The sequence below is a fragment of the Streptomyces sp. NPDC053426 genome (assembly GCF_055585405.1).
The window spans coordinates 47,163-66,460 of sequence record NZ_JBVJKE010000025.1 but is presented as its reverse complement, the minus strand read 5'-3'; the positions used below and the strand labels follow the sequence as shown (position 1 = coordinate 66,460).

The 19,298-nt window shown below is 73.3% G+C and carries 21 protein-coding genes; 11 read left to right on the top strand and 10 right to left on the bottom strand.

The window, feature by feature from the left end; all coding sequences use genetic code 11:
- Positions 1-53 precede the first annotated feature (53 nt).
- From ACZ62B_RS34960 to crcB (ACZ62B_RS34940), 5 genes are all read left to right on the top strand, one after another.
- Positions 54-1,613, top strand: a complete 1,560-nt coding sequence (locus ACZ62B_RS34960) for a glycoside hydrolase family 53 protein (RefSeq protein ID WP_344555563.1) — start codon at positions 54-56, stop codon at positions 1,611-1,613.
- A 163-nt stretch (positions 1,614-1,776) separates the two neighbouring features.
- Positions 1,777-2,034 (top strand): helix-turn-helix domain-containing protein, encoded by a 258-nt coding sequence (locus tag ACZ62B_RS34955; protein WP_344555565.1) that lies wholly within the window; start codon positions 1,777-1,779, stop codon positions 2,032-2,034.
- 75 nt (positions 2,035-2,109) lie between these two features.
- Positions 2,110-2,553 carry a fluoride efflux transporter CrcB gene (gene crcB, locus ACZ62B_RS34950; protein ID WP_344555567.1) on the top strand — a complete coding sequence of 148 codons (444 nt, stop codon included), beginning with the start codon at positions 2,110-2,112 and terminating at the stop codon, positions 2,551-2,553.
- Entirely contained in the window at positions 2,550-2,930 is a 381-nt protein-coding gene (locus ACZ62B_RS34945) for a DUF190 domain-containing protein (RefSeq protein WP_344555568.1), read from the top strand. Before crcB (ACZ62B_RS34950) ends, ACZ62B_RS34945 begins: the two co-directional genes overlap by 4 nt.
- Positions 2,927-3,301, top strand: a complete 375-nt coding sequence (gene crcB / locus ACZ62B_RS34940) for a fluoride efflux transporter CrcB (protein ID WP_344555569.1) — start codon at positions 2,927-2,929, stop codon at positions 3,299-3,301. Before ACZ62B_RS34945 ends, crcB (ACZ62B_RS34940) begins: the two co-directional genes overlap by 4 nt.
- On the opposite strand, the gene ACZ62B_RS34935 is transcribed toward crcB (ACZ62B_RS34940), so the two are convergent.
- Positions 3,298-4,344, bottom strand: a complete 1,047-nt coding sequence (locus tag ACZ62B_RS34935) for a fatty acid desaturase family protein (protein ID WP_344555571.1) — start codon at positions 4,342-4,344, stop codon at positions 3,298-3,300. The two genes, crcB (ACZ62B_RS34940) and ACZ62B_RS34935, sit on opposite strands and share 4 nt — an antisense overlap.
- Positions 4,345-4,502: 158 nt before the next feature.
- On the opposite strand from ACZ62B_RS34935, the gene ACZ62B_RS34930 reads away from it, so the two are divergent.
- Together ACZ62B_RS34930 and ACZ62B_RS34925 are read left to right on the top strand one after the other, a co-directional pair.
- Positions 4,503-5,231, top strand: coding sequence for a FadR/GntR family transcriptional regulator (locus ACZ62B_RS34930; RefSeq protein WP_344555573.1), 729 nt, complete (start codon positions 4,503-4,505; stop codon positions 5,229-5,231).
- Positions 5,231-6,247, top strand: coding sequence for an asparaginase (locus ACZ62B_RS34925; protein WP_344555575.1), 1,017 nt, complete (start codon positions 5,231-5,233; stop codon positions 6,245-6,247). The genes ACZ62B_RS34930 and ACZ62B_RS34925 overlap by 1 nt, the downstream gene beginning before the upstream one ends.
- A gap of 44 nt (positions 6,248-6,291) precedes the next feature.
- On the opposite strand, the gene ACZ62B_RS34920 is transcribed toward ACZ62B_RS34925, so the two are convergent.
- The 3 genes from ACZ62B_RS34920 to ACZ62B_RS34910 all read right to left on the bottom strand — a co-directional run bounded on the left by ACZ62B_RS34920 (position 6,292) and on the right by ACZ62B_RS34910 (position 9,447).
- Positions 6,292-7,443: a D-alanyl-D-alanine carboxypeptidase family protein gene (locus tag ACZ62B_RS34920; RefSeq protein WP_469693479.1), complete on the bottom strand. Its 1,152-nt coding sequence runs from the start codon at positions 7,441-7,443 to the stop codon at positions 6,292-6,294.
- Positions 7,444-7,534: 91 nt separating this feature from the next.
- Entirely contained in the window at positions 7,535-8,674 is a 1,140-nt protein-coding gene (rho, locus tag ACZ62B_RS34915; protein WP_344555579.1) for a transcription termination factor Rho, read from the bottom strand.
- 374 nt (positions 8,675-9,048) lie between these two features.
- Positions 9,049-9,447 (bottom strand): nuclear transport factor 2 family protein, encoded by a 399-nt coding sequence (locus ACZ62B_RS34910; RefSeq protein WP_344555581.1) that lies wholly within the window; start codon positions 9,445-9,447, stop codon positions 9,049-9,051.
- A gap of 69 nt (positions 9,448-9,516) precedes the next feature.
- On the opposite strand from ACZ62B_RS34910, the gene ACZ62B_RS34905 reads away from it, so the two are divergent.
- Entirely contained in the window at positions 9,517-10,080 is a 564-nt protein-coding gene (locus ACZ62B_RS34905) for a PadR family transcriptional regulator (protein WP_344555583.1), read from the top strand.
- A 4-nt stretch (positions 10,081-10,084) separates the two neighbouring features.
- Complete coding sequence (locus ACZ62B_RS34900; RefSeq protein WP_344555585.1) at positions 10,085-10,843, top strand: class I SAM-dependent methyltransferase; 759 nt, start codon at positions 10,085-10,087, stop codon at positions 10,841-10,843.
- Here the strand turns inward: ACZ62B_RS34900 and ACZ62B_RS34895 are convergent.
- The 5 genes from ACZ62B_RS34895 to ACZ62B_RS34875 form a co-directional block, all read right to left on the bottom strand.
- Positions 10,813-11,556: a GntR family transcriptional regulator gene (locus ACZ62B_RS34895; RefSeq protein WP_344555587.1), complete on the bottom strand. Its 744-nt coding sequence runs from the start codon at positions 11,554-11,556 to the stop codon at positions 10,813-10,815. The two genes, ACZ62B_RS34900 and ACZ62B_RS34895, sit on opposite strands and share 31 nt — an antisense overlap.
- A gap of 121 nt (positions 11,557-11,677) precedes the next feature.
- A complete protein-coding gene (locus ACZ62B_RS34890) occupies positions 11,678-12,646 on the bottom strand; it encodes an acetylxylan esterase (protein WP_469693475.1) in 969 nt (322 codons plus the stop codon).
- A gap of 149 nt (positions 12,647-12,795) precedes the next feature.
- Positions 12,796-13,377, bottom strand: coding sequence for an Rv1733c family protein (locus tag ACZ62B_RS34885; RefSeq protein ID WP_468724460.1), 582 nt, complete (start codon positions 13,375-13,377; stop codon positions 12,796-12,798).
- Positions 13,378-13,540: 163 nt separating this feature from the next.
- Positions 13,541-14,326: a ferredoxin reductase gene (locus ACZ62B_RS34880; RefSeq protein ID WP_469693473.1), complete on the bottom strand. Its 786-nt coding sequence runs from the start codon at positions 14,324-14,326 to the stop codon at positions 13,541-13,543.
- A gap of 13 nt (positions 14,327-14,339) precedes the next feature.
- A complete protein-coding gene (locus ACZ62B_RS34875) occupies positions 14,340-14,945 on the bottom strand; it encodes a sulfite oxidase-like oxidoreductase (RefSeq protein ID WP_073934928.1) in 606 nt (201 codons plus the stop codon).
- A 796-nt stretch (positions 14,946-15,741) separates the two neighbouring features.
- On the opposite strand from ACZ62B_RS34875, the gene ACZ62B_RS34870 reads away from it, so the two are divergent.
- Positions 15,742-16,551, top strand: a complete 810-nt coding sequence (locus ACZ62B_RS34870) for a putative protein N(5)-glutamine methyltransferase (RefSeq protein ID WP_469693470.1) — start codon at positions 15,742-15,744, stop codon at positions 16,549-16,551.
- A 6-nt stretch (positions 16,552-16,557) separates the two neighbouring features.
- Here ACZ62B_RS34870 and ACZ62B_RS34865 read toward each other — a convergent pair whose 3' ends face one another.
- The gene (locus ACZ62B_RS34865) at positions 16,558-18,630 is read right to left on the bottom strand and encodes a SpoIIE family protein phosphatase (RefSeq protein ID WP_344555599.1); all 2,073 of its coding nucleotides are present in this window, start codon (positions 18,628-18,630) and stop codon (positions 16,558-16,560) included.
- 239 nt (positions 18,631-18,869) lie between these two features.
- Between ACZ62B_RS34865 and ACZ62B_RS34860 the strand changes: the two genes are divergently transcribed.
- Positions 18,870-19,241, top strand: a complete 372-nt coding sequence (locus ACZ62B_RS34860) for a hypothetical protein (protein ID WP_468724466.1) — start codon at positions 18,870-18,872, stop codon at positions 19,239-19,241.
- Positions 19,242-19,298: the final 57 nt, after the last annotated feature.

The following is a 19,298-nucleotide window of genomic DNA, read 5'->3' as shown; positions in this document are numbered from 1 at the left end:
CCCTCCGGGCGCAGGGCATCCCCCTCCCCACGTCGAAGGGACGACGAACGCCCATGTTCCATCCCAGACGCACACTCCGGGCCCTGCTGCCACCGCTCGTGGCCGGGCTCGCCCTCACCGCCCTGCCCGCCCAGACCGCGACGGCCGCGAGCACGCTCACCAACGGCGGCTTCGAGACCGACGGTTCGGGCACCGCCACCCCGGCCGGCTGGTCCGAGTACGGCGACACGGCCGCCTCGTACACGGAGTCCGGCGGCCACAGCGGCGGTCACCGGCTCTCCCACTGGTCGTCCTCCGCCTACCGGGTGGAGACGTACCAGTACCTGTCCGGCCTGGCCAACGGCGACTACAAGCTCACCGCCTGGGTCCGCTCCGGCGGCGGCCAGAACTCCGCCTACCTCGCGCTGAAGAACTGCGGCGGCGCCGAACAGCGCACCGACCTGCCGGTCTCCGAATCCGGATGGATACGGATCGTGGTACCGGTGAAGGTGACGAACAACCAGTGCACGATCAGCGTCAACAGCGACGCGAACGCCGGCGACTGGATCAACGTCGACGACCTGACCTTCGCCCGCGGCACCTCGGGCCTGGCGGTCAAGGGCGCCGACATCTCCTCCCTGCCCAAGAGCGAGGCCAAGGGCGGGGTCTACCGGACCGCGTCCGGCACCGTCGGCGACCCGGTCGCGATCCTGAGGTCCGCCGGCATGAACTACGCCCGCCTGAAGGTCTGGGTGAACCCGGCCGACGGCTACAACGACAAGGCGCACGTCCTCGCCATGGCCAAGCGGATCAAGGCGCAGGGCATGAAGCTGCTGGTCGACTTCCACTACTCCGACACCTGGGCCGACCCGGGCAAGCAGTACAAGCCCGCCGCCTGGGCCGGACACGGCTACGGCCAGCTCAAGAAGGACGTCTACGACCACACGTACGACGTGCTGAACTCCCTCAAGAAGCAGGGCACCACCGCCGACATGGTCCAGGTCGGCAACGAGATCAACGGCGGCATGCTGTGGAACGAGGGCTCCACCGACGACTGGACCCGACTCGCCGGCCTGCTCAACTCCGGCTACGACGCCGTCAAGGCCGTCAGCCCGTCCACGGTCGCCGCACTGCACCTCGCCGAGGGCGGCGACCTCGACGGCACCCGCTGGTGGTTCGACAACGCGGTCTCCCACGGCGTGAGGTTCGACGCCATCGGCCTGTCGTACTACGGCTACTGGCACGGCACACTGCACGACTTCCAGACGACCCTGGACGACGCGGCCGGCCGCTACGGCAAGCCCGTCTTCGTCGCCGAGACGGCCTACCCCTTCCGTCTCGACAGCGAGGACGGCCTCGAGAACATCATCGACCTCGACGGTGAACTCGTCCCCGGCTACCCTGCGTCCACCACCGGGCAGACCCGCTGGATGAACGACGTGGCGAGCATCGTGGAGGCCGTCCCGAACGGCCGTGGCCTCGGCGTCTTCTACTGGGAGGCCACCTGGACCGCCCGCGCCGGCAACGGCTGGGACCCCGCCGACCCGTCCTCCGGCAACGGCTGGGAGAACCAGGCGCTGTTCGGCTACGACGACCGGGCCCTGCCCGCGACGGCCTGGTTCCGCCACCGCTGAGCCCGCCGGCCCCGTCCCGCAGACCGCGGGCGGGGCCGAACGGCCTTCTCCCGCAAGCCCGTCGGGTCCCGGACAAGGTGCCTTCGGACCGGGACACGGAGCCCCCGCTCACGGCAGAGTGGAAGGGCTTTGGAGCGCGAGGCCCGGCGCGGAGGTGTACGAGATGCTGAGGACCCCGGTCGACGGGACACGACTGCGCATCCTGACGCTGCTGAGGGAACGGGACGCGACGGCCGACGGCCTGACCGCGCAGGCCGTCGCCGCACGGCTCGCTCTGCCCCACCCGGCCGCCCTCACCCACCTGCGGCTGCTCACCGCCCTCGGCCTGCTGCGCACCGACGGCTCCGGCGCCCGCGTGCGCTACCGGCGCGACGAGGCGCGGATCGCCGAGGTGGCGCGGCTGTTCGAGAAGGGCTGGTAGCGCGCGGGACCGCGACATGACCCGCCGCGTTCCGGGACGTTAGGCTGATCCCGAGCGAGTGGGAGACGTACGACGGTGACAGCCCCGGAAACCGAGGGCCCTCGGGCCCGCCCCGCCTTCCGTACCCAGGCCCCCGTCGTCGCCGCCGTCGCGCTCGGCGGGGGAGCGGGGGCGGCGGCCAGGTACGCGGCCTCCCTGTGGTGGCCGACACCGGCGCACGGGTTCCCCTGGACGATCCTCTGGGTCAATGTCGCCGGCTGCGCCGTCATCGGCGTGTTCATGGTGACCATCACCGAGGTCCGCGCCGCCCACCCCCTGCTCCGCCCGTTCTTCGGCACCGGCGTCCTCGGCGGCTTCACCACCTTCTCGACGTACGCCGTCGACGTCCGGAACCTGCTCGACGGCGGCGAGGCGGGCGCCGGACTCGTGTACCTCGCGGTGACCCCGCTCGCGGCGCTCGCCGCCGTGTGGACGGCCGCCACGGCGACCCGCCGCGTTCTGATCAGGAGGCAGCCATGACCCGGCTGACCGGCACCGTCCTCCGCCTGACCGTGTACGTCGGCGAGAACGACACATGGCACCACCGGCCCCTCTACTCGGAGATCGTCCACCGGGCCCACGCGGCAGGGCTCGCGGGGGCCAGTGTCTTCCGCGGCGTCGAGGGCTTCGGCACCTCCTCCGTCGTCCACACCTCCCGGCTGCTGTCCCTCAGCGAGGACCTGCCGGTGGCGGTCGTCGTGGTCGACACCGAGGAGCGCGTACGGGCCTTCCTGCCGGAACTCGACGGGCTGGTCGGCGAGGGCCTGGTCCTCCTCGACCGCTGCGAGGCCGTCCGGCACGTGCGCCGCGACGACGGCACCGGTGCCACGGACCGGACGGGCGGGGCGCCGCGGTGAACTGGCTGTACGTGGTGCTGGGCGCCATGGCCGGCGCCCCGCTGCGCTATCTCACCGACCGCGCGGTGCAGTCCCGGCACGACTCGGTGTTCCCCTGGGGAACCTTCACGGTCAACGTCACCGGCAGCCTGATCCTGGGCCTGCTCACCGGCGCGGTGGCGGCGGGCGCGGCCGGCTCCCGCCTCCAGCTGCTCCTCGGCACCGGCCTGTGCGGCGCCCTGACCACCTACTCCACCTTCTCCTACGAGACCCTCCGCCTGGCCGAGACCGGCGCCCGCGGCTACGCCGCCGTGAACGTGGCGGCGAGCGTGACGGCCGGCCTGGGCGCGGCCTTCGCGGGCGCGGCCCTGGCCGGAGCGGTGTGGGGTTAGGCCTTGTCGCGCAGCGGCTCCCCGACCTGCCTGAGGTGACGCAGGGCCTGACGGTGCGAGGCGAGCAGCCCCGTCCGGCAGTACGGGATGCCCAGCTCGGCGCAGTACCGCTCGGTGATGACCTGGGCCCGGCCGAGGGCCGGCGTCGGCATGCTGGGGAACAGATGGTGCTCGATCTGGTAGTTCAGCCCGCCCATGAACACGTCGATGAACACCCCGCCGTCGACGTTGCGGGAGGTGAGGACCTGGCGGCGCAGGAAGTCCAGTTCGGTGCCCTCCTCGATCATCGGCATGCCCTTGTGGTTGGGGGCGAACACGGAGCCGAGGTAGATCCCGAACAGACCCTGGTGCACGGCGATGAACGCGAGCGCCCTGACGGGGGAGAGGACCAGGAACAGACCGCCGAAGTACACGGCGAAGTGGGCGACCAGCAGCGTCCCCTCCAGCACCGGCCGCTTCATCGACGGGCTGCGCAGGGCCTTGAAACTGCTGAAACTCAGATTGAGGCCCTCCAGGGTCAGCAGCGGAAAGAAAAGGGCCGCCTGGTGCTTTCCGATGAACCGAGCGGGGCCCTTCGCCTGTTTCGCCTGACGCCGTGACCACACGATGATGTCGGGGGCGACATCCGGGTCCTTCTTCTCGTGATTGGGGTTCGCGTGGTGGCGCGTGTGCTTGTTCATCCACCAGCCGTAGCTCATGCCCAGCAGCACATTGGCCACCAGCAGCCCGCCGGCCTCACTGGGGCGCCGGCGGGAGAACACCTGGCGGTGGGCCAGATCGTGCGCGGCCAGTCCGAGCTGCCCGAACACCACCGCCAGAGCGGCGGCGACGATCAGCTGGCTCCAGCTGTCACCCAGGACGAGAAAAGCGGCGACACCGCCCGCGAGCGCCGTTCCCACGGCCCCGAAACGCACCGTGTAGTACAGCGGGCGGCGGCGCAGCAGACCCGCTTCGGCTATGCGCCGTGACAATTCGGAGAAGTCGCTTCCCTTTTCACGTGCGGGCGTGGGCGGGACGGCGGTGAGTACCGGTGGATTGGCCATGTGACTGAGTATGTGAACGTTTTCCGCGGAGCGGAATGATGTTGGCCCCCCGGAGGGGAGTGACGGGGACCCCCCGACAGGGGGTGTGGCTGGCCCCACCCTCCCGGCGCGGGCCCTCCGCTTGACAGCGTCCGCGCCGCCCCCGCACCATCGGCCCCGTGAACCTGTCAGACAGCCAGACAGGTGGTGCGGGTCCGCGGCGCGTCAGCGCGATGGAAGCGGTCCTCTCCCACCTCCGCGGCGCCATCGAACGCGGCGAGTACGCGATCGGCGACAAGCTGCCCTCCGAGGCGGAGCTGTGCCGGACCCTCGAGGTCTCCCGGCCCGTGCTGCGCGAGGCGCTGCGGGCCCTGCAGACCATGGGCCTGACCGTGTCCAGGACCGGCAAGGGCACCTTCGTCGTCGCCGACGCCGTCGAGGACCCCACCTTCGGCGACTACGCGGCCAGCGACCTGCTCGAGGTGCGCCGGCACATCGAGATCCCGGTCGCCGGGTACGCCGCCGAGCGCCGCACCCCGGAGAACCTGGACCGGCTGAACCGTCTGCTGGAACGGATGGAGCGCGAGACCGACACCATGGCATGGGTCGCTATGGACACCCTCTTCCACCTCACCGTGGCCGAGGCCGCCCAGAACCCGGTCTTCCGCCGGGTCATCGAGGAGATCCGGGACGCGCTGGCCCGCCAGTCCGCCTTCCTCAACGAACTCGGCGGACGCCGTGAGCAGTCCGACCGCGAGCACCGGGCGATCGTCGAGGCGCTGGCCGACGGCTCCGCGCACGACGCCGCCGAGGCCATGACCCACCACCTCGACCGCGTCGAGACGACCCTCACCGACATCGTGCGCTCCGCGCGCACACCGGCCCACGACTCCCCCCAGGCAGTGTGATGTACAGCACCGTCCCCGCGGACGCACCCCTGATCCGCGAGCCCCTCCACGCCCCCGTCGCCCACCTGATACGCGGCGGGGTCGTCGAAGGCGTCCACTACGGCTCCGTCGTCGTCCTCGGCCCCGACGGCGAGGTCGACCTCCGGCTCGGCGACATCGAGGCCGCCTGCTACCCGCGCTCCGCGCTCAAGCCCGTCCAGGCGGTGGCGATGGTCCGCGCGGGACTCCCGCTCGACGGCGAACTGCTGTCGCTCGCCGCGGCCAGCCACTCCGGCGAGGAACGCCACCTCGCCGGCGCCCGGCGCATCCTCGAACTCGCCGGGCTGACGGAGGACGACCTCCGCAACGTCCCCGACCTGCCGTTCGACCCGGTCGTCCGGGACACCTGGGTGCGCGAGGGCCGCCCGCCGTCCCGGCTCGCCCAGAACTGCTCCGGCAAGCACGCCGCCATGCTGTACACGGCCAGGCTGAACGGCTGGTCCCTCGACGACTACCTCGACCCCGCCCACCCCCTCCAGCAGGCGATCGCCGAGATCGTCGAGGACCTCACCGGGCAGCGCGTCGCCACGGTCACCGTCGACGGCTGCGGCGCGCCGTTGTTCGCGGTCTCCCTGCGGGGACTCGCCCACGCCGCCGCGCGGATCACCACCGCAGCGCCCGGCACGCCGGAGGCGCGCGTCGCCGACGCGATGCGGGAGCACGCGGAGATGGCCTCCGGGTCGGGGCGGGACGTGGCCGCGTTGATGCGGGCGGTGCCGGGGTTGCTCGTCAAGGACGGCTTCGAGGGCGTGCAGGTCGCCGCGCTGCCGGACGGGCGGGCGGTCGCCGTGAAGATCGCGGACGGAGCGGGGCGGGCGCGGGTGCCGGTCGCCGCGGCGGCGCTGGTGCGGGCGGGGGTGGATCCGTCCCTGCTCGGGGAGTTCCGGGGCGAGGTGCTGCTCGGGGGCGGGCGGCCGGTCGGGCGGGTGCGGCCGGTCCCCGCGCTGGATTCGGTGACCGCACCGGTGCTGACGTGATGTGCGCGGTTCCCCGCGCCCCTTCGGGGGTGCTGTCCTTGCCGTCAGTTCGTCGGTACCGGGCCCCATCTGAGGCGTAGGTACAGGGACACGCTCGCGGCGCCCAGGAGGGCGGCCGCGGCGATGGTCCAGGTGACCGGGCGGGCCGGGGCGTCGCGGCTTCGGGCCACGGGGGCCGTGGCGGGTTCCGCCTCCGGGCCGCCCAGTGGGCCGGGGCGCAGGGCGTCCAGGGAGCCCACCGGGGTCACGTGCCCGGTCGCCTCGAAGCCCCAGTCCAGCAGCGTGCGGGCCTCCTCGTACACCGCGTGGCCGCCGCCCGACTGGGGGTTCATGACCGTCACCACGAGGGTGTGACCGTCCCGGCGCGCGGCCGCCACGAGGGTGTTGCCGGCGTTGCTGGTGTAGCCGTTCTTGATGCCGATCAGACCTTCGTAGGGTTCGACACCGTCCGCGCCGGTGAGCAGCCGGTTGGTGTTCACGATGCCGTACGAGCCGCCCTCGCGGGCCGGGAACAGTGCCTCGTGCCTGGCGCAGTACCGCGCGAACTCGTCGTTGCGCAGCCCCGCCCGGCCGAACACCGCCAGGTCGTACGCCGACGACACCTGGCCGGGTGCGTCGTAGCCGTCGGGCGACTTGACCCGGGTGTCGCGGGCGCCCAGCGCGCGGGCCTTGGTCTGCATCCGCTCGGCCGTGGCCCGCCAGCCCCCGCTGAGCGCGGCCAGCACGCGCACCGCGTCGTTGCCGGAACTGAGGAAGACCCCGTTCCACAGGTCGGACACCCGGTACGTACGGTTCTCCGCGACCCCGACGAGGCTGCTGCCGGGGCCGATGCCCGCCAGCTCCTCCTCGCTGACCCGGTGCCGGATGCCGGCGGGGAGGATCGGCAGCACGGTGAGCGCGAACAGCGTCTTGAGCGTGCTGGCCGGCGGCAGCCGGCGGTGCGCGTCGTGCGCCGCCAGTACGTCGCCGGTGCGGGCGTCGGCGACCAGCCACGACAGGGCGGACGGATCCGGGACCTCGGGTGCCCCCGGGCGCGGGCGGACGTGCGTGCCGGGCCGGTGCAGCAGCGACCCGGCCGTCGCCCGCGGCCCGGGGTCGACGCCGGCGATCGCCGCGGCGGGCGCCGTCACCAGCAGGCCCGCCGCACAGAGCACGCAGGTCGACACGGTAGCCCGCGAAGTAAATCCGATAGTCATACCGCAAACGTAGGAATGGACCCCCCGAACACCGCGCTGCCCCGGCCGGGGACCGCCCGCGAGCACCCGGATGCCACACGCCGGCGGCGCCTCAGCCGCCCGGCAGGGTCGGCTGGACGCGCCGCAGGAACGCCGCGTTGTCGGGGGTCTCGCGCATCCGGCCCAGCAGGGTCTCCAGATCGGCCAGCCCGTCCCGCGACCGCAGCACGCGCCGCAGTCCCCGTACGGCGGTCAACTCGGCCGGAGCCAGCAGCAGTTCCTCGCGGCGGGTGCCCGATCCCGTGATGTCGACGGCAGGGAAGAGCCGCCGCGCGGCGGCCTCGCGGCTCAGCCGGAACTCCATGTTGCCGGTGCTCTTGAGCTCCTCGAAATAGAACTCGTCGGCCCGGGAGCCGGTCTCCACCAGGGCCGAGGCGAGAATCGTGAGCGAGCCGCCCTCCTCGGCCTGCCGGGCGGCGCCGAAGAACCGCTTGGGCCCGAGCAGCGCGGAGGCGTCGACACCGCCGCTGAGGGTACGGCCGCCGGACGCGGCCGCGTTGTTGTACGCCCGGCACAGCCGGGTCAGCGAGTCGAGGAGCACGACGACGTCCTCGCCCGCCTCGACCAGCCGCCTGGCCCGCTCGACGACCAGCTCGGCGAGCGCGATGTGCTCCTTGGCGGGCCGGTCGAAGGTCGAGGCGTACACCTCGCCGCGCACCGAGCGCCGCATGTCGGTGACCTCCTCGGGGCGTTCGTCGAGCAGCACCACCATCAGCCGGCACTCGGGGTGGTTGCCGGCGACGGCCGCCGCGAGCTGCTGGAGGAGGACGGTCTTGCCGGTCTTGGGCGGCGCCACGAGCAGCCCGCGCTGCCCCTTGCCGACCGGCGCGAGCAGATCGACGACCCGCCCGGCGAGGCCGGACGCCGGGTGCTCCAGGCGCAGCCGCCGGTGCGGGTGAAGCGGCGTCAGGTCGCGGAAGTGCCGCCTGCCGTGCGGTGCGCCGGGCGTGCGGCCTTCGACGCGGGTGACCTCGGTCAGGGCGCTCCGGTCGCCGCGCACGCCCTCCACGAGGTCGCCCTTGCGCAGGCCGTGGCGGCGCAGCAGCGCGGGGGAGACGGACGGGTCAAAGGGGGAGGGCAGACAGTTCTCGGCGCGCAGATGCCCCTTCCCGGCCGCGTCGATGTCCAGGACACCGGTGACGAGCCGGGGCCGCTGCCGTACGGGAGGGTGATCGAGTGTGGTGGTGGTCATGGGGGTCGGTCCTTTCGCGGGCGACGGACAGAGACGTGTGGTGGGAAGGAGGGAAACCGCGCGGGGAGGGCGGACACGCGCCTTCGGGCGGCGGGGAACAGCACCCCGGTCACGGCGGGAAGAGACCCTGCCGACGAGGTGGTGCGGGAAAGCCGTACGCCGGTCGGACACGACGGGCGGAAGCGGCGAACCGAAGTGATGTGCGAGGAAGAACTGGCACCGGCGCCCGAATCAGGAAGGGGGCGTAACACGAGTGCTGCTTGCACTGTACCACCCGGTGCGGTGGTGGGTACGGAGAAGCGCGGCCCGTACGGACGACGGGCCCGCCGGTGACGACCGGCGGGCCCGTGGCGGAGTCTCGCTCCCGCGCGGGTTCAGGCGGGGGTCTCTCCCGCCTCGCGGGCGATCCGGTCGAACCGCGCCCCCATGGCGGCCGCGAGCGCCTGCGCGCCCGACAGCGGACGCACCATCACGGTCAGCTCGTCGATGCGTCCGTCCTCGTCGAGGTGGAGGAAGTCGCAGCCCTCGATCCGGCGGTCACCCACCCGCGCGGTGAACACGAGCGCGTGGTCACGGCCGTCCGCGTCGCCGATCTCGCGCACGTACCGGAAGTCCTCGAAGACCTCCGCGACCGCGCGCAGGATCGCCCCGGTGACCGCCCTGCCGGTGTACGGCTTGAACACGACCGGGCTGGTGAAGACGACGTCCTCCGCCAGCAGCGCCACGACGGCGTCGAGGTCGTGGGCCTCCACCGCCTCCCGGAATGCTCGCATCACGACTCCCATAGTCAACTTGTTGAATAGGTGCGGATGACAATAATCACTCGCTGCTAACGTGTCCACATGTCCCTGAAGTACGCCGTCCTGGCCGCCCTCCTGGAGGGCGAGGCCTCGGGCTACGAGCTGTCCAAGATCTTCGACGTCTCGTTCGCCAACTTCTGGGCCTGCACACCCCAGCAGCTCTACCGGGAACTCGAGCGGCTGGCGGGGGACGGGCTCGTCGAGGCCCGGGTGGTACGGCAGGAACGGCGCCCGGACAAGCGGATGTTCACCCTCACCGAGTCCGGCCGGGACGACCTGCGCGCCTTCGCCGCCGAGCCGCCCCGGCGGCCCACCGCCATCCGCGACGAACTCCTGATCAAGATCCAGGCCATGGACGGTACGGACCCCGGGGCCACGGCCGCGCTGCTCGAGGAACGGATGGCGTGGGCGCGCGGCAAACTCGCCCGCTACGCGCGCGTGCGCGAACGCCTGCTGGACGGCCGCTCCGAGGAGCAGTACCTGAGCGAGGCCGACCGGGTCGGACCGTATCTCACCCTGCTGGGCGGAATCGCCTTCGAGGAGGAGAACCTGCGCTGGTGCGAGCGGGTGCTGACCGTGGTGCGCGGCCGTGCTCCCCTAGGCTGACCGGATGTTCAGCCCCGAAGGCCCCCGGCTGCGCGAACTCGCCGTCCAGGCGCTGTCGTCCGTGGAACGCGGCTACGACCTCCTCGCGCCGAAGTTCGACCACACCCCCTTCCGCACGCCCGACCCGGTGCTCGACGCCACCACGGAGGCGCTGCGGCGGGCCGGGCCCTTCGACACCGGGCTCGATCTGTGCTGCGGCACCGGTGCGGGCGTCGACGTACTGCGGCAGGTGTGCCGGGGGAGCGTCACCGGAGTGGACTTCAGCACCGGCATGCTGACCGTCGCGCGGGAGCGCGTCCGGCCGCCGGGGCCGGCGGCCGGCTGGGTGCGGGCGGACGCGCGGGCACTGCCGTTCGGCCCGGTCTTCGACCTCGTGGTCAGCTTCGGCGCGTTCGGCCACTTCCTGCCGCGTGAACTGCCGGGGCTGTTCGCCCAGGTCCACTCGGTGCTCCGGCCGGGCGGACGCTTCGTCTTCCCCGTGGTCGCGCCGCCCCGGCCGGGCTCGCTCACGTACGGGATGCTGCTGGGGTTCGACGCCGTGATGCGGGTGCGCAACGCGGTGTGGCGCCCGCCGTTCGTCATGTACTACCGCGCCTTCCGTTTCGGTGCCGTGCGGCGCGAGCTGACCCGGGCCGGGTTCCGGGTGGAGTCGTGGGCACTGTCCGAGTTCGGACGGCGCCGGGACGGCAGTCCACGGGTCCGGCTGGTCGTCGCCGGACGCCCCGGACCCGGTCAGACCGCCGCCGGGACCGTGAACTCGTAGACCAGGACGTCCTTCTGGGCGTCCATGACGAGCTCGGTGATCTCCAGCGGGCGGGTGTACTGGTCGTGCACCCGCCGGGTGACCCGGACCGACGGCGTCCCCGCGACCGGCGTGATCGTGTCGCGGTGATGCAGGGTCAGGCCCGCCCGCCGCATCCAGTCGTAGGCCCGCCGCAGCTCCGCGGCACCGGTGCCGTCGGCCCGGTCGCGGTAGCGGCCCAGCTCCTCGACCTCCGTGAGCGCCACGGCGGAAAACGATGTCACCGCCGCCCGCAACTCCCGCCCGTCGGCCGACGCCGACCAGTAGCGGTGCACCAGCGTCGGCCGGGCCGGGGCCACTCCCAGGGCCTCGGCGTGCCCGGGCGGCGGGGTCTCCCAGGTCACGGTGGCCCTGGTCAGAGCGCCCCGCTCGGCGCACCACGCGCCGAGCGGGAAACCGGACGAGGCCGGCGTCTCCACCGGCGGGCCGGGCAGCGTGGCATGGCTGCCCCGCCGGTCGGTGGCGACCAGTCCGTCACGGCGCAGCACCTGCAGGGCCTGCCGTACGGTCTCCCTGCTGACCTCGAAGTGCTCGGCCAACTGCCGCTCGCCGGGGAGGCGTTCGCCGGGAGGAATCGTTCCGTCCCGCAGTTCGCCGAGCAACTCCGCGGCGATCCTCCGGTAGAGGGGCTCACCTTCGGTGGGAGAGTGGTCGTGCGGGGTGGTGCGGGCCATGCCGCGCCTCCTGTTGGTGACGTTCCGTAGCCGCTCGGGCTCGTTGCGCCACCACATCTACCATTGGTCTACACCACCAGGGAAGAGTGGTCCGGCAGTTCGGCCGGAACCGTGCGGTCCCTCAGATGTGCGAGCGCATCCAGCGCAGCTTGGCCGCCTCCTGGAACGCGCCGCCGCCCTCGTGGTCGTTGAAGTCGTACACCTCGATCGTCTTGTCGTCGTGCGCCCAGGCGTTGAAGGCCCCGAACACCGTCGAGGGCGGGCAGGTCTGGTCCTCCAGGGCCGCCGAGAACAGGGCGGGCGCGCTGCCGCGGGCGGCGAAGTGCACGCCGTCGAAGTAGGACAGCGTGCGCAGGACGTCCTCGAAACGGCCGCGGTGCGTCTTGAGGTAGGAGCCGATCTCCCGGTACGGCTGCCGGTCGGTGAGCGTCGTCGCGCGCGGGAAGTCGCAGAGGAACGGCACGTCCGGCGCGATGCCGGCCAGGTCCGGGACCAGCCCGCCCACCGCGATGGTGATGCCCCCGCCCTGGCTGCCGCCCACGGCGACCGTGCGGCTCGCGTCGGTCAGCGGGTGCGACCGGGCCGCCTCCACCGCCCGTACGGCGTCCGTGAACACCCGGCGGTAGTAGTAGTTCTCGGGGGCGTCGATGCCGCGCGTCATGAAACCGGGGTACGCCGGAGCGCCGCCCACCGGGTCCGCCGTACCGCCGCCGGCACCCCAGGCACTGCCCTGGCCCCGGGTGTCCATCACGAAGTGGGCCCGGCCCGTGGACGCCCACAGCAGGTGCTCGTGCGGCAGCCCGCGGCCACCGCCGTAGCCGATGAACTCCACCACCAGCGGCAGCGGGGCGTCGGCGTCGGCGGGCAGCACCAGCCAGCCCTTGACGGGGTGACCGCCGAACCCGGCGAACGTCACGTCGAAGACGCGCACCGTCGACAGCCCCGTGTCGACCGGCTCGAAGCGGGCGTCCAGCTCGTGCTCGCGCGCCTCGTCGAGCGTCTTGGACCAGAACGCGTCGAAATCCTCGGGCGCGGTGGACGCGCTGCGGTACTCGCGCAGTTCGTCGAGGGGGAGGTCGAACAGGGCCATCAGGGACCGCCTTCGTGAAGAGACAGTGCGAAGCGATGACACCGTACGTGGATCACCGGCGCCATCGCCAGAGGCTTCGGGGAAAGTCCCAGGTGGCGGGCATGGAAAGCGATTGCTGTCGGGGGTGTCGACGGAAGGCGGTCGTCCGCTCAGACGCCGCGGTGCGTCCACTCCGGTCCGGTGCGGGCCCAGTCCCGCTCCCACTCCGCCAGCCTGCGGCGCATCGTCGCCCAGCGCACCGCCCGGTGCGCGAGCAGCACCACGGCCGCGGTGCCTCCCGCGGCGCCGGCCCCCATGCCGAGGCCGTACTGCCACACCGAGGCGTCGTCGACCGGCGGCGGCACAGCGCGCCCCCGGGAGTCGAACCACACGTGCACCACGTCGCCGGGGCGCGCGTTCGCCGGGACGCGGGCGACGGCGGTGCGCGGCCCCTCACCCGGCTCCGTCCAGCGCACGTCCGCGCGGAACACATGCCGTCCGCCCGCCTGGGCGGAGGGCCGCACCTGTGTGGACCGCTCCACGACCTCGGCGCGCACGCGGTGGCGGTCGGCGCGCTGCTCTTCGGCGGTCGCCCGCGCCTCACCGTGCGCCCACCAGGCGGTGACCGCCCCCACCAGCGGTGCCACCACACACAGCAGCACGGCGACGGCCAGCACCGTCCACTCCTCGACGACGTCCGAACGGCGGCACAGCGGACTGCGCCGGCGCCGGCACAGCACCCGCGTTCGCATCTCGGACCTCCCTGCCGTCACCGGGGCCGGGGCATGGACGGCCGTACGCGACGGCGGCCCCCGGCGGCTCCCTCCGCGGCGCGCGGCACCCACGGAACAGCCCCGGCCGGGTGCCCGGCCGGGGCCGCGCGAAACGGCGGGCGCCCCGCCGGGGACGTCCCGGTCAGCCGAAGCGCTCGATACGGATCCGCTCCACGGGCTGCCCGGCCGCGACGAGCAGCCTGGAGGCGTGCTCGGCAAAGGAGTTGGAGCCGCACACATAGGCCTCCCACCCACCAGGAGGCTGCTTGGCCAGGAGCGGCGCCACATGTGCGGCCGCCATACGTCCTACGGGCATACCTTCCGGGGCGCTACGCGTGAACACCCGGGTCGTCTCCGCGCCGAACTCCCGCGCGTAGATCAGCTCCTCGGGGCTGCGGGCCGACACCACCAGGCGCAGCGGCAGTCTCATGTCCCGGGCCCGGTGGTACCGCACCATCGACATCAGCGGGACCACTCCGGAGCCGGCGCCCACCAGCAGCGCGGGCCGGTCGCCCGGCCAGGCGAAGAAGCCGCTGAGCGGGCCGCGCACCTCGACCCGGTCACCGGGGCGGGCCACCGTGTGGAACCAGCCCGAGACCTCGCCGTCCTCGACCCGGTCCAGGGTCAGCTCGAGGTGTCCGGAGCCGTCCGGCGCCGACGCGATCGAGTAGTGGCGCTGGGCCACGTAACCGTCCTCGGCGGTCAGCCGCAGCAGCAGGTGCTGACCGGGCACATGCCCCGGCCAGCCGGGCACGGCGAGCCGGAAGGTCGTCGCCCGCGGGGTCTCGCGGCGGATCTCCGTCAGGGTCGCCGTCCGCCACACGGACGCGGTCAGCTCGTTCACGCCGATCCGCCCGGGCACCGCGAACCGCGTCGGCGGGGCGAAGCGCTCCGGTGCGGCCGGTGACGTGGGTGTCGTGGGTGTCATCGGTGTCGTCCGCTCAGTCACCGGAGTACCGCTGCTCCTCCCAGGGATTGCCGCGCGCGTGGTAGCCGTTGCCCTCCCAGAAGCCCGGCTCGTCGTGGTCGAGGAGCCGCAGCCCGGCGATCCACTTGGCGCTCTTCCAGAAGTACAGGTGCGGCACGATCAGCCGCGCCGGGCCGCCGTGCTCGGCAGGCAGCGGCCGGCCGTCGTACTCCCAGGCGATCCAGGCCCGGCCGCCGGTCACATCCGCGAGCGGCAGGCTGGTGGTGTAGCCGGTGTGCGCATACGCGACCACATGTGTCGCCGACCCATGGGGCCGGACCATATGGAGAAACGCGTCCAGCGAGACGCCGCCGAACCGCACCCCGAACTTCGACCAGCTCGTCACACAGTGGATGGCCCCCTCGTACGCCGAGGCCGGCAGCGCGTGCGCCTGCTCCCAGTCCCAGGTGCGGGGCTCCGCCACCAGCCCGTCGATCCGGAAGGTCCAGTCGGCGGGCGCCAGGTCGGGCGTGACCTCGGCGGACAGGACGGGCCATTCGTCGCCCGCGTCGTACTGACCCGGCGGCAGTCCGGGATTGTGCACACGAGGGCGGCCGGTGAAGCCTCGGGTGATGTTCACGTGATCGGCGATTCCGTTGCGACTGGTGCTCAGGTGTTTTTCGTGTTCAACCGTACGCGGTGTCCGCGACCGATGCGGTGCCAGGCCGGTCACGGCCCTCCGGTGGGTCGGCCCGCGTGGCGCTCCCCGGAGGCCGCGCGGCGCTTTCCGGGGCCGCACGGCGGCTCCCGGCCACCCGGGCCGGGACGCGCCGGCCGTCCTCCGCCGGCCGCGCCGCCCGCGGTGGGCGGCCCTCCGGGGCCGGGCGCCGCCCGGCCGGGCCGGATCCGAGTCGGTCACCCGGCGGCTCACCGCCGGCCTCGCCCGGCGCGCGGGAGGCCGCCGGGTCGGTGGCCCGGCAGCCTCCGCCGCTCGTCTCCGGCTGCCCGAGCGGCGTGTACGACACCGGCGGCGGTTCGGGGCGCGTACGCGCGGCCGACGCGCGGGCGCCGAGACGGGCGCCGCACTCCTCGACCGCCCTCGGCGCGTACGCGCGGGCACGGCGGACGAGGACCGTCTTCGCGCGACGGCCGGTCTCCACGGCCCGGCCGCGTCCACCCGCGCACGCCACCCACGCGCTCCTGCGCTCCTGCGATCCCGGATCCCGGATCCCGAACGCACCGTACGACAACGGTGATCGTCGGGTAGTGTGGCCGTCCGGCTGCGGACCGCCCCAGCCGGGGGATGCCGAGGAGGTGAGACCCATTACCGCTGTGTCAGGTCGGGTGCTCTCACCTCGAAGCGACGCGGACCGTCGGCAGTAGGTGACCGCGAGAGCGCCCTTCGGCTCCCGAAAGGCTCGAGGCTCTTGCCGCACATGCCGTCTCCGTCGTCCTCTCCCTCCGCCGTCCCGCCGCCCCCGTCCCGGGACGCCGTCGTGGCCGCGCTCCGCGCCGCCGGTTGCGTCTTCGCCGAGGACGAGGCCGAGTTGATCCTCGCCGCCGCGCCCACCCCCCAGGACATCGCCCCGATGGTCGAGCGCCGGGCGGCCGGACTGCCCCTCGAACTCGTCGTCGGCTGGGCCGAGTTCCACGGCCGGCGCATCACCGTGGAACCCGGTGTCTTCGTACCCCGCCGCCGCACCGAGTTCCTCGTCGAACAGGCACTCGCCCAGGCGCCCGACGCGTCCGTCGTCGTGGACCTGTGCTGCGGCTCCGGCGCCGTCGGCGCGGCCCTGGCCGCCGGACTCGGCGCGGTCGAGCTGCACGCCGCCGACATCGACCCGGCCGCCGTGCGCTGCGCCCGCCGCAACGTCGCCGGACTCGGCGGGCAGGTCCACACCGGCGACCTGTTCGCGGCGCTCCCCGGCGAGCTGCGGGGCCGCGTCGGCATCCTCGCGGCCAACGTGCCGTACGTGCCCAGCGACGAGATCGGCCTGCTGCCCCCGGAGGCCCGCGACCACGAACCGCTGGTCGCGCTCGACGGCGGCGCGGACGGTCTCGACGTGCTGCGCAGGGTCGCCGCCGGGGCGCCCGGCTGGCTCGCGCCGGGCGGCTGCCTCCTGGTGGAGACCGGCAGCCGCCAGGCCCCCGCGGCCGTCGACACCTTCACCACCGCCGGCCTGCGGACCCGCCTGGCCACCTCCGAAGAGCGGTACGCCCATGTCGTGATCGGTGTGAGGCCGTAGGACCGTTCAGGAGCCCGGTGTCGTCGCGCGGGCGATGAGGAGGGCCACGTCGTCGAAGTTGTCGGGTTCGTGCAGGGTGCGCAGGAGGAGGTCGCAGACCTCCTCCAGGGAGTGGCCGGGGTGGTCCAGCAGGGCCAGCAGCCGGTCCAGGCGTTCGTCCAGCGGATGCCGCCGCGTCTCGACGAGACCGTCGGTGTAGAGCACCAGCCGGTCGCCCGGTTCCAGCTCCACGGTGGTCGTGGAGAAGGGGACCCCGCCCACCCCCAGCGGTACACCGGTGGGCAGGTCGAGCAGCTCGGGGGCGTGGCCGGTCCGCACCCGGGCCGGCGGCAGATGCCCGGCGTTGGCGATCGTGCACCGCCGCTCGCGGGGATCGTGGACCACGTAGACACAGGTGGCGATCGCCTGGTCCAGGCCGCTGGTGATCCGGTCCAGGTGCTCCAGGAGGACGGCCGGATCGAGGTCGAGGGAGGCGAGGGTGTGGGTGGCCGTGCGCAGCCGCCCCATGGTGGCCGCCGCGGGGATGCCGCTGCCCATCACGTCCCCCACGACGAGGGCCGTCTTGTCGTCCTCCAGCGGGATCACGTCGAACCAGTCGCCGCCGACCTCGCTGGTGGCGCCCGCCGGCTGGTAGCGGGAGGCGACCTCGAGGCCGCCCGTCACGGGCGGATGGCTCGGCAGCAGGCTGCGCTGCAGGGTGAGGGCGGTGTCGCGGGCGTTCTGGTACCAGCGGGCGTTGTCGATCTGCACGGCCGCGCGGGAGGCCAGCTCCCGCGCGAGCAGCAGATCGTCCTCGTCGAACGGGAGGGGGTTGCGCATGCGGGTGAGGTCGAGGGCGCCCAGCACCTCCCCGCGCGCGATCAGCGGCACGGCCAGATACGAGTGGACCCCCGCCCGCGCCAGCAGCGCGGCCGCCTCCGGGGAGCGGGCGATCCGCGCCAGGTCCTCGTCCTTGGTCTGCGGCACCATCACCGGCAGCCCGGTGCGCACGCACTCGGTGATCAGCCGGTCCGGCGCGTACCGGGTCACCCGGCCCGGCGGGTCGGCCGCCGTCAGCACCTCGGACGCCGCGTCCACCCCGCGCACCGCCAGCGCCCGGATCACCGCCGGCTCGGTGGGGCCGAGGGTGCTGCGACGGCCCCGTACCACCGCGTCCAGCAGATCCACCGCCGCCGCGTCGGCCAGCTCCGGCACGGCCACGTCGGCCAGCTCGCCGGCCGTACGCTCCAGGTCCAGGGTGGTGCCGATCCGCGCGGTGGCGTCGGCGATCACGGCGAGCCGCCGCCGCGCGGTCTCGGCCTCGGCGTTCGCCCGGTACTGCTCGGTGACGTCCACCACCGACACGGCCACGCCCAGCACCGTGCCGAGCGCGTTCTCCAGGCGGTACAGCGAGACCGACCAGACGTGGTCCTCGTCCGGATCGGCCGGGGTGCGGCCGGTCGTGGGCCGGTCGACGACGGGCCGGCCGGTGTCCAGGACCCGGCGCGCGGCGGCCTCGAGCGCCTCGGCGTCCACCAGCGGCAGCACCTCGCGGACCGTGCGGCCCAGATGCCCCTCGGCCGGGATGCCGTTGATCTGCTCCAGCGCCGGATTCACCGAGACGTAGCGCAGACCGGTGTCCAGCACGGCCAGCCCGATGGGGGACTGGGCGACGATCCGGGTCGACAGGGCCACGTCCTGTTCCAGCCGGCGCACGGTCGACCGGTCCACCGCCAGACCGAGGGCGTACACGTTCCCCCCGGCGTCCAGCAGCCGCACGTTGCGGAACTCCACCAGCCGGGTGCCGCCGTCCTTGCGGCGGATCGGGAAGGCCCCGGCCCAGCTCCGTCCGGTGCGCATGACCTCGGCGAAGAGCTTCACCACGAGGTCCAGGTGCTGCTCGTGCACCATGATCCGGGCGGCGTACCGGCCCAGCGCCTCCCGTGCGCCGTACCCGAACAGCTCCTCGGCCTGGGGGCTCCACAGCACGATCCGCCCCTCGGCGTCCAGGACCACCGAGGCGACCCGCAGCACATCGAGCAGCCCGCTGGGACGGACCGACCCGTCGCCGTCGGCCGGGGGTGACCCCGCTGCACTCATCGCACGCCCCGCCTTCACCGATTCCCACGGCACGTCGTCACCGTGCCGACACCCCTTGTTCTACCGCGCGCGGGGCCGATTCTCCGCCGCTCCTGCCGTCCGGTTCCAGCTTCTCCCACCATCGGGGCGGGCGCCCGCGAAGCCGTCACCGCGGCGGCGCGCGGGTAGTGCTCTTCGCCGGGTGGTGCTTTGCTGAGTGAGGGGGCGGGGACGCGTGGGCCACGAGAGGAGCGATCACGATGGGCAGCGAGCGACCGCACCCGGAGTCCGTCTCGGTCGAGATCAGCGGATGCAGCAAGGACGACGCCCGGATCGTGTTCGACACGCTGTGCGCGTGCTTCACGTCCGACCGGTGCTCCGACGACGTACCGGAGGAGTTCTCCGAGACCCGCCCGACGGTCTGGCTCGGCACCTTCGACGTCGCCGACGCCCGCGAGGGCGCCCGGCCCGAGGCCCGGCTGGCCTCGTCGGTCGACGCCGACGTGCACGGCGGCTACTGGGCGATCGACCGGTTCCGTACGACCCTGGGCTCCCTGTTCACGGTGCACGACCTGAGCACGGTCTCCGGCGACCAGGAGGAGGAGCTGCACGTACGTCTCGAAAGCCGGTGACGCTCCCGGCCCCGTGTGCCCTCCGTCTCTTATGCAACTAGTTGCATAAAGCGGTGC